General features: G+C 33.5%; 15 protein-coding genes. 10 read left to right on the top strand and 5 right to left on the bottom strand.

All coding sequences use genetic code 11. The features are described from left to right. The first annotated feature begins 51 nt into the window (after nucleotides 1–51). The 4 genes from ACKX2A_RS05395 to ACKX2A_RS05380 all read left to right on the top strand — a co-directional run bounded on the left by ACKX2A_RS05395 (nucleotide 52) and on the right by ACKX2A_RS05380 (nucleotide 4,486). Nucleotides 52–1,062: a LacI family DNA-binding transcriptional regulator gene (locus ACKX2A_RS05395; RefSeq protein WP_415328132.1), complete on the top strand. Its 1,011-nt coding sequence runs from the start codon at nucleotides 52–54 to the stop codon at nucleotides 1,060–1,062. A gap of 99 nt (nucleotides 1,063–1,161) precedes the next feature. Beyond that, a complete protein-coding gene (locus ACKX2A_RS05390; protein WP_415328130.1) occupies nucleotides 1,162–1,506 on the top strand; it encodes a phage holin family protein in 345 nt (114 codons plus the stop codon). A 364-nt stretch (nucleotides 1,507–1,870) separates the two neighbouring features. Further along, complete coding sequence (locus ACKX2A_RS05385; protein ID WP_415328128.1) at nucleotides 1,871–3,865, top strand: S9 family peptidase; 1,995 nt, start codon at nucleotides 1,871–1,873, stop codon at nucleotides 3,863–3,865. Nucleotides 3,866–3,997: 132 nt separating this feature from the next. Then, nucleotides 3,998–4,486, top strand: coding sequence for a DNA-deoxyinosine glycosylase (locus tag ACKX2A_RS05380; RefSeq protein ID WP_415328126.1), 489 nt, complete (start codon nucleotides 3,998–4,000; stop codon nucleotides 4,484–4,486). Nucleotides 4,487–4,566: 80 nt separating this feature from the next. Here the strand turns inward: ACKX2A_RS05380 and ACKX2A_RS05375 are convergent, their stop codons facing one another. The 3 genes from ACKX2A_RS05375 to ACKX2A_RS05365 are packed head-to-tail and all read right to left on the bottom strand — an operon-like array spanning nucleotide 4,567 to nucleotide 7,884. Next, complete coding sequence (locus ACKX2A_RS05375) at nucleotides 4,567–5,604, bottom strand: phosphotransferase enzyme family protein (RefSeq protein WP_415328124.1); 1,038 nt, start codon at nucleotides 5,602–5,604, stop codon at nucleotides 4,567–4,569. Next, a complete protein-coding gene (locus tag ACKX2A_RS05370; protein WP_415328122.1) occupies nucleotides 5,595–6,503 on the bottom strand; it encodes a nucleotidyltransferase family protein in 909 nt (302 codons plus the stop codon). Before ACKX2A_RS05370 ends, ACKX2A_RS05375 begins: the two co-directional genes overlap by 10 nt. Further along, nucleotides 6,493–7,884, bottom strand: coding sequence for a Gfo/Idh/MocA family protein (locus tag ACKX2A_RS05365; protein WP_415328121.1), 1,392 nt, complete (start codon nucleotides 7,882–7,884; stop codon nucleotides 6,493–6,495). The genes ACKX2A_RS05370 and ACKX2A_RS05365 overlap by 11 nt, the downstream gene beginning before the upstream one ends. Before the next feature lie 228 nt (nucleotides 7,885–8,112). On the opposite strand from ACKX2A_RS05365, the gene ACKX2A_RS05360 reads away from it, so the two are divergent. Further along, nucleotides 8,113–8,787 carry a hypothetical protein gene (locus tag ACKX2A_RS05360; protein WP_415328120.1) on the top strand — a complete coding sequence of 225 codons (675 nt, stop codon included), beginning with the start codon at nucleotides 8,113–8,115 and terminating at the stop codon, nucleotides 8,785–8,787. A 24-nt stretch (nucleotides 8,788–8,811) separates the two neighbouring features. Here ACKX2A_RS05360 and ACKX2A_RS05355 read toward each other — a convergent pair whose 3' ends face one another. Continuing rightward, nucleotides 8,812–9,504, bottom strand: a complete 693-nt coding sequence (locus ACKX2A_RS05355) for an AIM24 family protein (RefSeq protein ID WP_415328118.1) — start codon at nucleotides 9,502–9,504, stop codon at nucleotides 8,812–8,814. A 198-nt stretch (nucleotides 9,505–9,702) separates the two neighbouring features. On the opposite strand from ACKX2A_RS05355, the gene queA reads away from it, so the two are divergent. The 5 genes from queA to ACKX2A_RS05330 all read left to right on the top strand — a co-directional run bounded on the left by queA (nucleotide 9,703) and on the right by ACKX2A_RS05330 (nucleotide 15,055). Further along, a complete protein-coding gene (gene queA / locus ACKX2A_RS05350; protein WP_072963310.1) occupies nucleotides 9,703–10,752 on the top strand; it encodes a tRNA preQ1(34) S-adenosylmethionine ribosyltransferase-isomerase QueA in 1,050 nt (349 codons plus the stop codon). Between the two features lie 82 nt (nucleotides 10,753–10,834). Beyond that, the gene (gene rlmN, locus ACKX2A_RS05345) at nucleotides 10,835–11,869 is read left to right on the top strand and encodes a 23S rRNA (adenine(2503)-C(2))-methyltransferase RlmN (RefSeq protein ID WP_415328115.1); all 1,035 of its coding nucleotides are present in this window, start codon (nucleotides 10,835–10,837) and stop codon (nucleotides 11,867–11,869) included. 73 nt (nucleotides 11,870–11,942) lie between these two features. Beyond that, nucleotides 11,943–12,881 carry a sterol desaturase family protein gene (locus ACKX2A_RS05340; protein WP_415328114.1) on the top strand — a complete coding sequence of 313 codons (939 nt, stop codon included), beginning with the start codon at nucleotides 11,943–11,945 and terminating at the stop codon, nucleotides 12,879–12,881. A 248-nt stretch (nucleotides 12,882–13,129) separates the two neighbouring features. Next, on the top strand, nucleotides 13,130–14,008 hold the full coding sequence (locus ACKX2A_RS05335) for a hypothetical protein (protein WP_415328112.1): 879 nt from the start codon (nucleotides 13,130–13,132) through the stop codon (nucleotides 14,006–14,008). Between the two features lie 69 nt (nucleotides 14,009–14,077). After that, entirely contained in the window at nucleotides 14,078–15,055 is a 978-nt protein-coding gene (locus ACKX2A_RS05330) for a polyprenyl synthetase family protein (RefSeq protein ID WP_415328110.1), read from the top strand. A gap of 1 nt (nucleotide 15,056) precedes the next feature. On the opposite strand, the gene ACKX2A_RS05325 is transcribed toward ACKX2A_RS05330, so the two are convergent. After that, nucleotides 15,057–15,350, bottom strand: coding sequence for a hypothetical protein (locus ACKX2A_RS05325; protein WP_415328108.1), 294 nt, complete (start codon nucleotides 15,348–15,350; stop codon nucleotides 15,057–15,059). Nucleotides 15,351–15,435 lie beyond the last annotated feature (85 nt).

The following is a 15,435-nucleotide window of genomic DNA, read 5'->3' as shown; positions in this document are numbered from 1 at the left end:
ACGTTCCCATTTGTGGATTTTTTTGTTATTTTTGATAAAAAAACACACCGGATGAAGCGTGTAACCATTAAAGATCTGTCAAAATTTTTGTCATTATCTACGTCTACCATCTCAAGAGCGTTGATAAATGATAAAAATATTAATGCAGAGACGAAGCAAAAAGTGTTGGATGCCGCCAAAAAATTAGGCTACAAACCCAACCCGACTGCACTGAATTTAAAGTACGGACAAACCAAGAATATCGGCTTTGTTGTTCCTGAAATGATCACTCCTTTTTCCTCGAAAGTTTTGCAGGGAATTCAAAATATTTTATATCCGCTTGGTTACAGGGTAATTATTATGCAAAGTGATGAAAATCCTTTAATAGAAAGGAAAAATTTAGAACATCTGGAAGAATTTAATGTGGACGGAATTATCATCAATCTTTGCCATGAAACCTATAATGAAGATGTTTACAGAAATATTATCGACAAAAATATTCCTCTCGTTTTCTTTGATAGAATTCCCGCAAAGTCTTTAGATGTCTCAAAAGTAATTGTTGACGATCATATTAAGGCATCGCTTGTTGTGGAACATTTAATAAAAACCGGAAGAAAAAAAATAGCTCACATTATGGGACCTTCCACGATTCGAAATGTGATTGAAAGAGCCAATGGTTACAAAAGAATTGTAGAAAAATATTCTGTTTTTAATCTGGATTTAATTGTTCAAACCGAAGGAATGATGTTTGATGATGGAAAAAATGCTATCAAAAAACTATTAGATAAAAAAGTTGACTTCGACAGTATTTTTGCTTTTTCAGATACATTAGCAATTGGTGCCATGAATTTTCTTTTGGATCAAGGGTTTAAAATTCCACAGGACGTTTCCATTGCGAGTTTTTCGGGAACAGAACTTTCGACGATTGTTCATCCTCAACTGACAAGTGTAGAACAGCCTTTGGTAAAAATCGGAGAAAAAGCAGCAGAATTAATTTTAGAAAAAATAAAAGATATTTCCATCCCAAATCAGACTATAGTGATGGAAACTGAATTGGTTTACAGAGCATCAACCATTATTTAAAATATAGTGAATAAATTTCACTTTAAAGTATATGAGATTTTTCATCAAATGGAATAGCTTTTGCACAGCATCAACCATACAAATTCAAAAAATAAAACTATGAACTTAATTATCCGACTTCTTATCACGGCGATTGTTGCTTATCTTTTAACAAAAATTTTACCGGGAGTTCACTTCGAAGGATTTTCAGGCGCGGTTATTTTCGCAATCGTTTTGGGAGTTTTAAATATTATTGTTAAACCTATTTTAAGCCTTTTCGGGTTACCTTTAACGATCATTACATTAGGACTATTTGCATTGGTAATTAATGCATTAATTATTTTAATAGCAGATTATTTCGTCGATAGTATGACAGTAGATGGCTTTGGATGGGCATTTATTTTCAGTATTTTGCTTTCCATCATCACTTCTCTTGCGAACTCGATGTTTGCGGATAAGGATTAAAACGTAAAAGTTAAATTTATATATTGTCGATTCGTCAGTCATTTTGATTGGCGAATTTTTTATTTGGAGCTTAATCCCGCTTTCCATTATATCTTTTTGGTTACGGGCTCCAGAACTTTGTTTGTAAACCTGTAGTTTATGCTCCGCCCGCAACCAAAAAGGATGTCATTTCAATCGGGGCTAAAGTTTCAGACATTCCTTAGGATGTTGAAAATCAAATACAGATTATCCAAGTTTATTAGAAAATTTCAAAAAACATTTCTACTCATTCATGTTTTAAAAATAATTAACTTTGGCAATCTTTGAATGAAGGATGATAAAATCCATCGAGATTACGATCATCCGTAAAAAAATGAATCAGAATATGAAACTTAAGTACAGTCTGCTGGCTTTGGCAGCTCCGCTTTTAATGAATGCACAACAAGTAATGACGCCTGAAATCCTATGGACTTTGAAAAAAGTTGGAGTACAGGCAGTTTCACCAGATCAGTCTTCGTTGATTTATAAAGTAGGTCAGGTTGATCTTAAAACAGAAAAAACGAAAAACGAGAACTATTTCTTAAATGTCCTTAATAACCAGTCTACGAAAATAGATTTTGGAAAAAAATCCCTTATTCAGTGGGATAAAAACGGAATTTACGCTCAGGAAGGAGACAAAATTTTCCTTTCAAAAGACAGCGGAAAAACGTGGACAGAATTTTATACAATCGGAGAAGTTGACAATATTGTAATTTCTCCTGACGGTAAAAAAATTGCTTTCAGCAAGCAGGTTTTGGTGGAAAAAGTAATGGGAAAAGACAAATATTCCGATACGCCGAAAACCACAGCGCAAGTTTATACAGACCTGAATCACAGACATTGGGATTATTTTAATGAAGGAAAATATAACCATGTTTTTGTGGTAAATACTTCTGATAAAGTAGATTCTGCGAAAGATTTACTGGAAGGAAAATTGTGGGATTCGCCTCAAAGACCTTTCGGAGGAGCGGAAGATTTCATCTTTAGCCCAGATTCTGCACAACTTTTATATGTTACAAAACCTAAAAGCGGTAAAGAATATTCAACAAGCACCAATACAGATATTTTCGCTTATGATTTCGCTTCAGGTTCAACAAAAAATTTAACTGAAACCAATAAAGGGTACGACGTAAATCCAAAGTTTAGTCCGGATGGAAAATCTTTGATTTGGCAAAGTATGGCGAGAGACGGTTATGAAGCGGATAAAAACGACATCAAAATTCTGGATTGGAAATCAGGAAAAACAACCAATCTTACAAGCGGTTGGGACGAAAGTGTTTCCGGAGACGTTTTCTGGGGTGGAGATTCAAAAATGATTTACTTTACAGCAGCTTTCAGAGGGACAAAGCAATTATTTTCTTTAGATCCTAAAAGTGCTAAAGTTCAGCAAATTACAAGAGGTGATTTTGATGTGAATGAAATTTTCGCAGATCAGAAAAATTCACTCTTAGTAGGAAGAACAGATGTAAACCATGCAACAGATATTTTCTCTGTAAACCTGAAAAACGGAGAAATGAAGCAGGTTACGGAAGCTAATAAAGATATTTATGCCAATTTAGCTCAGGGAAAATCTGAACTGAAAATGGTAAAAACTTCGGACGGAAAAGAAATGGGAGTGTGGTTTCATTATCCGCCAAACTTCGATCCGAACAAAAAATATCCAACTTTAGTTTATTGTCAGGGAGGTCCGCAATCTGCATTAACTCAGTTCTTTAGTGTAAGATGGAACTTTGCTTTAATGGCTGCAAACGGATACATTGTTGTCGCTCCAAACCGTCGAGGAATGCCAGGTTGGGGAACAAAATGGAACGAAGAAATCTCAAGAGATTGGGGAGGTCAGCCAATGAGAGATTATTTAGCAGCAACAGATTTCGCAAAAACTTTACCATATGTTGATGGTAATAGAGTAGCGGCTGTTGGAGCTAGTTATGGTGGTTACAGCGTGTTTATGTTGGCAGGAATTCACCAAAACAGATTCAAAACTTTCATTGCTCATGATGGATTATTTGATATGAAATCTTGGTATTTGACAACGGAAGAGCTTTGGTTCGCGAATTGGGATTTAGGTTCTCCATGGGAAAAACCTCAGCCAAAAGCATATACAGAATTCAATCCAAGTAATTTTGTTGATAAATGGAATAAGCCAATCATGATCGTTCAGGGCGGAATCGACTTTAGAGTACCTTATGAGCAGGGTCAGGAAGCTTTCCAGGCTGCAAAATTGAGAGGTTTGAAAACGAAATTAGTATATTTCCCGAATGAGAATCACTGGGTTCTTCACCCACAAAACGGTTTAGTTTGGCAAAGAGAATTCTTTGATTGGTTGAAGGAAACTTTGTAATTAAGAATTAAAAATGAATAATTAAATCTAAATGATTTGATTATTCAGTAAAAATATCAATTGGAACGGGCTTTAGCCCGTTTTTTGTTTTTTAATGTGAGAAGGCTTTAGCCAAAATTTATATATTTGATAATGCAAAACAGAATTTCATCCTTTCCACCGATTGTAAACGAGGATTCTAAAATTATAATTTTAGGTTCAATTCCCGGTGTAAAATCTTTAGAAAAGCAACAATATTATGGTCATCCACAAAATAAGTTCTGGAAAATCATGTTCGAATTATTGAATGAAAATTTTACAGAAGATTATCAAGAAAGAATTAATATTTTAAAGAAACACAACATAGCACTTTGGGACGTCATCGATTCTTGCGAAAGAAAAGGAAGCCTTGATTCTGAGATTAAAAATGAAGAGGCTAATCAGATTAAAGAACTTTTAGAAGAATATCCAAATATCAAAACCATTTTCTGTAATGGTGGGAAATCGTTTAAAAATTTACAGAAAATTTTGGGAAAGAATTTTAAAGTTCCGTTTTACTTATTGCCTTCGACAAGCCCTCTGCACACCATTTCTTTTGAAAAAAAATTAGAAGATTGGAAGGCGATTTTGAAATTTTTATAAATTTTATAACAGAATATAAATATCCTTAAAATAGTATAACTTTCAAACTAAAACACTAAAACACTAAAACACTAAAACACTCAGACTCTCAAACCCAAACACTCCCTCAACCCCTCTAAAAGTCTCAACTGATTCCTTGTCCTATCCAAATTATGTTCTCTATATTTCGTCGAATAATAAATATTTCCATTCAAATAATCTGTTAAAAAACGAACAGCTTGAATGTAAATAACGACTTGCGCCGCATATTCAAGATTTTCCAATTCAGTGGTTGTTAATTTTTCTTCTAAATGAGATAAAAAACCTTTTTTTACAGCATTAAATATCTCAGAATCAAAGTTATTCTCGGTAATTCCATCGTCTTCATCGGTGATATTGCAATACGAACGAATCATATCTCCAAAATCATATAAAATGGTGGAAATCATTACTGTATCAAGATCTATCACAGCAATCGGCTCGTTGTTTTCATCAAAAAGAATATTGCTGATTTTAGGATCTGCATGAATAATTCTTTTTGGAAGATTTTGATTTTTAATTAATTCAATCCACTTTTCGGGCAAACTTAAAAAATCATTGGTTAAATGAATATCTTTTTTTGCTCTTTCAATTAAATCAGAATCAGCGTTTTGAAGTGCTTTTTTATAATCGGAAATCCGTTTTTCAAAATTGATGAAATTGGGTAGTGTTTCTTTAATATCAATCAATTCATCAGTATTAATGCAATCTAAAAAATGACTGAATGCTTTCGCTGCTTTGTAAGCAATTTCCAATGATGGACCCTTAATAAAAGTTGTGCTTTCATCAATAAAATTCTGTAACCGCCAAGATTGTTCATTAATGTCATGAACCAAAAATTCCTGCATTGAAGAAGGAATGGGTTCAATAATCTCCATTTCATAATTGTTGGCTCGAAGTAAACAGTTAACCCGCAAATGATTAAGAATAATATTCGAAGGATTCTTGAAAACAGAACTATTTATCTTTTGCAAAATATACTTTTTACCGTTCTCATAATTCTCTAAAACATATGTAGAATTAATCAATCCGTTGTCAATTGGATAGAATGTATAATTTTCAGTATTAATGAATTGATGAATAATATTTTTTATTTCCATAAATCGTTTGGATAACGTCCTTTTTCGATTTCTTTTTCAAGAAAATTTTTAATGATTTGTTTATCATCGGCATAAGTCATTCCCATCCATTGTGAAGGTGAAGTTTTTACTAAGACTTTTGTTTTATTTTCATTAATCATTTGCTGAACAGCAGAAGGAATATAAAATTCTTCTTTAGGTTGAGGATTTGATTGAATAAATTCAACAAAATAATTTTCCAAAGAATCAAACAGTTGGGGTGAAAAAACAAAGAAATTCATCGAAGCCAAAGTCTGCGAATTTATTTCTGTATCTTTATTGTTTTCAGTGTAAATAATTTTACCATTTTCTCTTCGAACGGAAGTTTGTTCTTCAACTTTTAGTAAATAGTTGTCTGAATTTAAAGTACAAATTCCTCGCGCAACTGTACCATTATCGCTCAAAGTTGTATCGATTGGATAGGCGATTAATTCAAATTGTTTTTCAGAAATATTCCCCAAATCAATTTCGTTGGAAGCCAAATGATAAATTTCCTTTCCATAAAAATCATCAGCATTAATTACCACAAAAGATTCATCAATAAAGTCTTTTGCACACAAAATTGCATGACCTGTTCCCCAGGGTTTTTCACGGCTTGAAATATCAGCATTTTTCGGAACAAATTCTTCCAAATCCTGATAAACCCATTTTAGATCAAAATTTTTACCTTTTGAAATAGAATTAAGCCTTTCAACATAACTTTCGGGAACAAATCGGTTGATAATAATAACCATTTTATCGAAACCAGCTTCTAAAGCATCATAAATAGAATACTCCAAAATCGGAGATCCGTTTTCTAAAATTCCGTCGACTTGTTTCAATCCTTTGTACCTTGTTCCGAGACCTCCAGCTAAAATGAGTAGTGTTTTTCTAGATTTCATCGGTCATTGCAAATACAGGTTTACGATTTTTCCATTGTCCTTTTGTGAAATCTGGAATTTCAACCATTTGACCACCTTTTGATACAGATTCTTCACTTAAAGGCGTGATAGAATACCATGTTGCCAAGTCGTAAACGTCCATTGGGAATTCAATATTTCGTTTGATACATTCAATAAAAGTATTCATAACAAAGAAATCCATTCCACCATGACCCGCTCCGGAAGCCGTACTTTCGAATTTTTTCCACATCGGATGATCATTTTCCGTCAGCCATTTTTCCGGGTTGTCCCATTTATCATTATGATCCATTAATTTCTCAAAATAAATATGCCCTTTATCAAACCCTCCCGAACTGAAATCTTGCCAAAGCCCGTCAGTTCCCTGCACTCTGAATCCCAAATCGTAAGGTCTCTGTAAACTTGTATCGTGAGTTAAAAGAATCGTTTCGCCGTTTTCACACGCAATTTGTGTAGTTACAACATCCCCTTGTTTGAATTTTACCTTTGCATTTGGATGGTTTTCACCACCTTTTGCATGATCTACAATATATTTATGAAGTCCGACAGATTTTGTTGAAAACGAAGAAAGTCTCGTTAATCGATTTCCGCGATTCACATTCATCATCATAGAAATTGGTCCCAAACCGTGAGTAGGATAGAGTTCACCATTTCTTTTTACGTAATGCTCAGTTCTCCATTTTGCTTCGCTAAAACCCTTTTCGCCAAATTCAACACCGGAATTGTAAGGTGTAACGCCGTCATTGAACAAGACTCCTCTCAAATCGTGCTGATAACCGCCTCTTCCGTGAACCAATTCGCCAAACATTCCTTTACGAACCATATTTAAAACCGCCATGATATCTCGTCTGTAGCAGACATTTTCCATCATGAAAATTGGAACTTTTGTTTCTTCATAAACCTTTACAAATTCCCAGCAATCCTGCAACTTTATCGCACCGGAAACTTCCATTCCGACGATTTTTTTTGCTCTCATTGCTTCGGTTCCCTGTGGAAGATGCCATTCCCATGGTGTTGCAATAACAACAGCATCTATATTTTTAGATTTTAAGAGATTTTTGTAATCATATTCTCCGTTGGAATATTCCTGAGCCGCGGGTTTGTTATTGTTTTTCAGGATCTTTTGGGAAGCAGCTAACATCGTTTTATTGGGGTCTGCAAAAGCAATAATTTCTACATCATCACGTTTTGCCAATAGCTTTACGTGTTCCTGACCGCGAAGTCCGACTCCGATGAATCCGACACGAACTTTTTTTCCGGCACTGAAATTTTCAGGATAAGCAAATAGCGAATTAGGTAAAATAAGCGCTCCAAAACTAGCCAGCGCAGCAGTCTTGATAAAGTCTCTACGAGATGTATCCATTTGTGTAATTTTTATGTTTTAAAAGTAGATAAAATTTTGATACATCTGTAAAAATAATTGAATTTTTGAAGGTGTATTAATTAGAAAGTTTTTTTTGTTTAAATTTTTATTAAACTAAGTTGTATTTTTATTTTAAATTTACATCTATATTCACTTTAAGTGAATTATTTTTTTGATTTAAAATTAAAAGATTTTTGCTGTATTTTTGGGCATTCAAATTTGAATATCATGAAAAAACTAATACCGCTATTTTTATTATTTATTTCTATTAATCTTTTTTCTCAGGAATATCATTTTGATTATTCGATAGAAAGTCAAACTAATCAACTCGAACCCAAAAAGGAAAAGACTATATCTACATCATTTTATGATACAAAAGATAAAATTCATCTACGGTTAACCAAATATAATAACAAGCTGAGAGCCACAATTTATGAGAATGATAAGCATTTAAGACATTCTTTTAAGGTAACTGAATCAAAAGGATCAGTTACTTTTGAATATACCCACACGAATGATTTTAGTAAAAATAAAAATACAAGCATTTCTAGAAATGATATTATAGAAGTTAATAAAATAGATTCATTACAATATCGTGTTGTTGCTTTTAAGAATAAGAAAAAGACGAAAAAAAGGTTGGAAGGAATAATAACTTTAGAAAAATCGAAGTTTAATTATTTAGAAATGCAGTTGGAACATTCTAAAAACGATGAGATTCGTGAAAAAATATTAAAATTTTTAGATCCAAACTCTAATTATATAATAACGAATATGAAGTTGGATTATTCAATGGGATATTCTTCCGAAACAGCTTTAAAAATCCAAAACGTTGATTTTTCACTGCGAGTTCCCGAAAAATTAGTAATAAAAGAATATGATTTCTTTGGGGAATTTCAAGATTAATCCATTCCCCAAGAAAACAATTTATTATTTCTCAATTCTATAAACTTCTTCATATGGCTGGATCAGAACCCATCCGTTTCCTGAAAATTTCATCTGAAATTCTTCACCGCTTCCTCTTCCAATCAGGCTTTTGAAAGATACATTGGTTTTAAGTTCAGGAGAAAGGTTTCCTGACCATGCAACTGTTGCGTTTGGATCTGTGAAAACCGGCGCATCGGGAGTTACCATTAATGTCAATGGTTCACCGTGAGTCGTGATCGCGATATGTCCAGTTCCGGAAAGTTTCACCTGGAAAAGTCCGCCGGACATTACTCCTGCAATGCTTTTTAACATGGTGATGTCGCTTTTTATACTTTGTTCGTGAGCCAAAACATCGTTTCCATTCACACAAACCGATTCGTTATTTAAATAAAGAATTCTAACTTTTTTTCCTTCATCTGCAACATACAATTTTCCCGTTCCTTCGGCTTTCATCAATCTTGCTCCTTCACCGCTGATCGCTTTTTTTAGTAAATTTCCAATTCCTCCGGAAAGCATTCCCTGTCTTTCAAAGTTGATGTTTCCTATATATCCAACCATGCTTCCAGCCTTTGTCCAGACAGATTGATTATTTAAATTGATTTCCAAGAGTGCTGGTTTTTCCAATTCAAAATAGTCTCTTTCCATCGGATTTTCTTTTGTTTCGTTCACAAAAGCTTCAATCGAATATTTGCTCATAGTGTAAATTTTAATGTTCCCAAAAATAGTTTTTTTAACCTTTAAAAATTACCGTAATATCACTGTTTTTTATTTCATTTAAAATTAATTTAACACTAATGTAAATAATACTTGACAAAGGGGTGTCGGATGTCGTATATTTGCACCTCGAAAATTACACCTTGTAATTTCAATAATTTTTAAACCGTAATTTAAAAAATGAAAACATCAGATTTTAATTTTGATCTTCCTGCAGAATTATTGGCAGAACACCCATCAGAGCACAGAGACGAAGCTAGACTAATGGTACTTGATAGAAAAACACAAACTATCGAGCACAAATTATTCAAAGATGTTGTGGATTATTTCGAGGAAGACGATTTATTTATCTTTAACAATACTAAAGTTTTCCCTGCACGTCTATACGGAAACAAAGAAAAAACCGGAGCGAAAATTGAAGTTTTCTTATTGAGAGAGCTTGATAAAGAAACTCGTGTTTGGGATGTTTTGGTAGATCCGGCAAGAAAAATCAGAATTGGTAATAAATTATTCTTCACAGAAGATGAGTCTTTGGTAGCGGAAGTTATCGATAACACGACTTCAAGAGGTAGAACATTGAGATTCTTATTCGATGGTTCTTATGAAGAATTCAGAGCTAAATTAAAAGAATTAGGAGAAACTCCACTTCCAAAATACATCAAAAGAGATGTTGAGCCGGAAGATGCTGAAAGATATCAGACGATCTACGCAAAAGTGGAAGGTGCGGTTGCTGCTCCTACTGCTGGTCTTCACTTCTCAAAACATTTGATGAAAAGATTGGAGATCAAAGGAATAAACTTCGCGGAAGTTACGCTTCATGTTGGTTTGGGAACTTTTAACCCGATTGAAGTTGAAGACCTTTCTAAGCACAAAATGGAGTCTGAAGAAATCTTCATCGACGAGAAAAATGCTCAGATCATCAATAACGCTGTTGATGCTCACAGAAGAGTTTGTGCTGTAGGAACAACGACGATGAGAACGCTTGAAACTTCTGTTTCTTCAAACAAAAAAATCTCTGCATTCCACGGTTGGACGAATAAATTCATTTATCCACCACACGATTTCGGAGTAGCCAACTGTATGATTACGAACTTCCACACTCCAAAATCTACATTAATTATGATGATTGCAGCGTTTGCAGGAAGAGATTTCGTAATGCACGCTTATGAAGAAGCTGTAAAAGAGAAATACAAATTCTACTCTTACGGAGATGCAATGCTAATTTTATAAAAAAGTTGTTAGTTGTTGGTTGTCAGTTGATGGTTTTGACTATTTTCTGACAACTATCAACCATCAACCAACAACAAATCATATGAAAGACATCAGAACTTTATCACTAGACCAGCTTAAAGATTATTTTACATCTTTGGGAGAAAAACCGTTTCGAGCGAAACAGGTTTATGACTGGTTGTGGAGTAAAAATCTTCACTCGATTGATGAAATGACGAATCTTTCAAAGACTCTTCGTGAAAGAATCGCGGAAGAGTATACCATTAATCCTGTTTCTGTGGATTTGCTTCAAAAAAGTACGGATGGGACCATTAAAAACGGTGTGAAATTACACGACGGTTTATTGGTAGAATCTGTTTTAATTCCTACAGAAACGAGAACTACAGCTTGTGTTTCTTCACAGGTTGGATGTTCATTAAACTGCGAATTCTGCGCAACAGCTCGTCTGAAAAGAATGAGAAATCTTGAAGTTGCTGAAATTGTAGATCAGGTTGCTTTAATCGACAGCCAAAGTAAAATGTATTTTGATAGACCGCTTTCCAACATTGTTTTTATGGGAATGGGAGAGCCGATGATGAATTACAAAAATGTTGTGGAAGCGATCAGAAAAATCACTCAACCGGAAGGTTTGGGAATGTCTCCGAGAAGAATTACCGTTTCTACTTCGGGAATTCCAAAGATGATTAAAATGCTGGCTGATGAAGAATTGAAAGTGAAACTGGCTTTGTCGCTTCACTCCGCAATCGAATCGAAGCGTAACGAAATCATGCCTTTCTCCGATAAATTTCCTTTAACGGAAATCATGGACTCTCTTCAATATTGGTACAAAAAAACGGGTTCAGTCATTACTTTTGAATATTGTGTATGGAAGGGAATTAATGATGGAGACGAAGATATCAAGGCCTTAATCAAATATTGTAAACAGGTTCCATCTAAAGTTAATTTAATCCAATACAACCCGATCGGTGACGGAAAATATGACCAATGTAACAAACAGGCGGAAGAAAATTATATTCGTCAGTTGGAAAATGCTGGAATTGTTTGCGTTGTAAGAAAAAGCCGTGGCGGAGATATTGATGCTGCCTGCGGACAGCTTGCCAATAAAACTGCGGATTAAAATTTCCTTAAAAAAATCAAAAAATTTTCTTAACGAATCCTTAAAATCATAACTTTGTACCACAAAATTAGTGATGATGGATTACTTTATGGATGAAAATGGGCTGGAAAGTGTCTATTCATGGGCGATTCCTATCCATGCTACAATTATATTAGCTGAAATGATCTATAGCCATGTTTCAGAGGCTAAACTATATGATAAAAAGGACGTTGCAACGAGTGTTTATTTGGCATTAATGAACTTCGGGCTTGATCTTTTAATGAAAGGATTTGCCATGTTTGTGATGTTTTTCTTTTACAATCACAGGCTTTTTACTTGGGATTTCACAATTTGGTATTGGATAATCTGTTTCGTGATAACGGATTTTGCATATTACGTTCTACATTATGTCGATCATCACTCGAGGGCATTTTGGGCGGTTCATATTACACATCATAATTCTGAATATTTTAATTTAACGACAGGTTTCAGAAGTCCGGTTTTACAGCCTTTGTATAGATATTTATACTTTTCTCCTTTGGCGTTTTTAGGGTTTAATCCATGGCATATCATGGTTGTCTATGCGATTGGTCAGGTTTACGGGACTTGGGTTCATACGCAGACTGTGAAAAGTATGGGTTTCCTTGAATATATCTTGGTAACACCTTCTCATCACCGTGTTCATCACGCTTGTAACATCAAATATCTTGATAGAAATATGGGAATGTGCCTGATTATTTGGGATAAAATTTTCGGAACTTTCGAAAAAGAAGATCCTAATACTCCTGTAAAATATGGAATTTATCCAAAAATGCCGGATAATAAACCTGATACTGTTCTTTTGTATGAATGGCGAAAAATTTGGAAAGATATTAAGCAACCTGGTTTAAAATTTTCAGACAGAATCAATTATATTTTCAATTCTCCGGGATGGCGACATGACGGGACTGGGAAAACGGTAAGACAATATCAAAAAGATTACTGGGCGAAAAAGAATAAGAAAAAAGAACAGATTCAGAAGAAGTCTGCTTAATTTTTTAACACAAACTACACAAATATTTTTCACGAATAATTATAATTTGATATTTTTCAATATAATCTATATAATCAATTGAGACGGGCTTTTTGCTCGTCTTTCTTTTATAATATAATTTAATGTTATTTTTACTTTGCGACCTTTGCGTTAAAAATAGATTCTTCCTTCGTTAGAATGATAAATGAAACACCTTATTTTTACATAAAAATTAATGCCATTTGTGTTTAAATAAATATTTTTACCTCATGAAAAAATTATTTCTAGCCTTAACAATCATAATTTCTACGCTTTCATTTTCTCAACAATCTCAAATTTTCAAAATAAAAAAATACAGAATCAATTATTTGGATGAAAAAATTAAGGAAACATCCGGTTTAAGTTTAATGAATGGAAAACTCTATACTTTCAACGACAGCGGAAATTCTCCCGAACTTTTTGAACTTGATAAAACAACAGGACAAATCATCAACACGATAAAAATCAATGGAAAAAATAAAGATTGGGAAGCATTAACGAATGACGGAACCAATCTATACATCGGAGATTTCGGAAATAATGGAGGTACAAGAAAAGACCTTGAAATTTATAAAGTTTCTTTTGAAAAAAATACATTAAAAAATGATTCCATTAAATTAATTTCCTTTGAATATCCTGAACAGGAAGACTTTATTCCAAAATATGCAGAAACGAATTTTGATGCAGAAGCCATGATTTATTTAAATGGAAAAATCCATCTTTTTACTAAAGAGTGGGGCTCAAAATCGACAACGCATTACATGATTGATCCTGAAATTTCGGAAAAACAAAAGGCAATAAAAATAGAAACTTTCAAAACCAATTACATTGTTACGGACGCTTCTTATTTTAATACAAAGCTTTATCTAATAGGGTATACAAAGAAAACAGAAGTCTTTTTAGACGTTTTTAATGAAACCGAGTCCGGAATATTTTTTAAAGAAAATCCTAAACATTATTATCTGGGAAGCGCTTTGTCTATCGGACAAATTGAAGGAATTGCAGTGGATGAAACAGGAATTTATATTTCAGGGGAAAAATTTCATTCTCCGATTGGCGGAGGAAAACAAAGCCTTTATTTTATTCCAAATGATAAACTCAAGGATTAATTTATCATAAAATTGCCCGAAAAAAATTATCTTTGTGGGAATTAATAATTTATCCATCATTCGAAGATTGTGGCGAATACTGTAGAAGAAATCAAGCGACCGATCAATGAGGAAATGAAACTTTTTGAACAGAAGTTTTATGAATCGATGCAGAGTAAAGTACCTTTATTAGATAAGGTTACGCGTTTTATCGTTACTACAAAAGGGAAGCAAATGCGCCCGATGTTCGTATTTCTTTGCGCAAAATTAGTCGGTGAAGTCAACGAAAAAACCTATCGTGGAGCTTCCATGATCGAGTTGATTCACACGGCAACTTTGGTTCATGATGATGTGGTGGATGAAAGTTTTAAACGTCGTAATTTCTTTTCAATCAATGCTTTGTGGAAAAATAAAATTGCAGTTTTGGTTGGAGATTTCCTGCTTTCAAAAGCTGTGTTGCTTTCTACAGATCATAAAGATTACGATTTATTGGCTGTAATTTCCAGAACGATTCGTGAAATGTCTGAAGGTGAGCTTCTTCAATTGGAAAAAGCCAGAAAATTAGACATTACGGAAGATGTTTACTATGAAATTATCCGTCAGAAAACAGCTACTTTAATTGCAGCTTGTTGCGAAATCGGAGCTTTATCAAACGGTGCTGATGAAAATTTAGCCGAAAAAATGATGAAGTTTGGAACGTACACTGGAATGGCTTTCCAGATCAAAGATGATCTTTTCGATTATTTAAGTTCAAACGTGATCGGAAAACCTGTCGGAATTGATATTAAGGAGCAAAAAATGACCTTACCTTTAATTCATACGTTAAAAATTGCCAACGAGAAAGATAAAAAATACTATTTCAACACAATTAAGCGTTATAACAATGACCAAAAACGTGTAAAAGAGTTAATTAATTTCGTGAAAAGTTCAGGTGGTCTTGAATATGCAATTACAGTAATGAAAGATTTTCAACAAAAAGCCAAAGATATTCTAAATGAATTTCCTGATTCTGAAGCTAAAAAATCTTTACATATTATGCTGGATTACGTAATTGAGCGAAAATTTTAAATTAAATAACTTTCATTGTTACGATAATTACAGCTAAAACAATGCAAAATAAAGCGATTAAAAATAAATAATCCGCAATATTCTCAAACTTGTTTCCACGCTTTAGATTTTTTGCTCTTATCGCCAAAAATGAAAAGAAGCAACTGAATGCAAAAAACAGACAGGCTACACCTGCAAACTCGTCCAAATGCGTGTCTTTACTGATCTTAGAGATTTTTAATGAAGTGATAATCACCAGTGAAAATCCTAAAAGGTTGCTAGATGCATTAAGAATGTGTGATGACTTTTTTTCCACTTTTACAAATTTATTCTAATATAAACACAATTTTTTTTATTATCAAATTTTTAAAAAAGATTATTAAAAATTAAAATTAATTTAA

The organism is Chryseobacterium sp. MMS23-Vi53 (assembly GCF_047651245.1).
GTDB lineage: Bacteria > Bacteroidota > Bacteroidia > Flavobacteriales > Weeksellaceae > Chryseobacterium.
The sequence above is the reverse complement of the archived record's forward strand: the minus strand, read 5'-3'. Positions and strand labels throughout refer to the sequence as shown.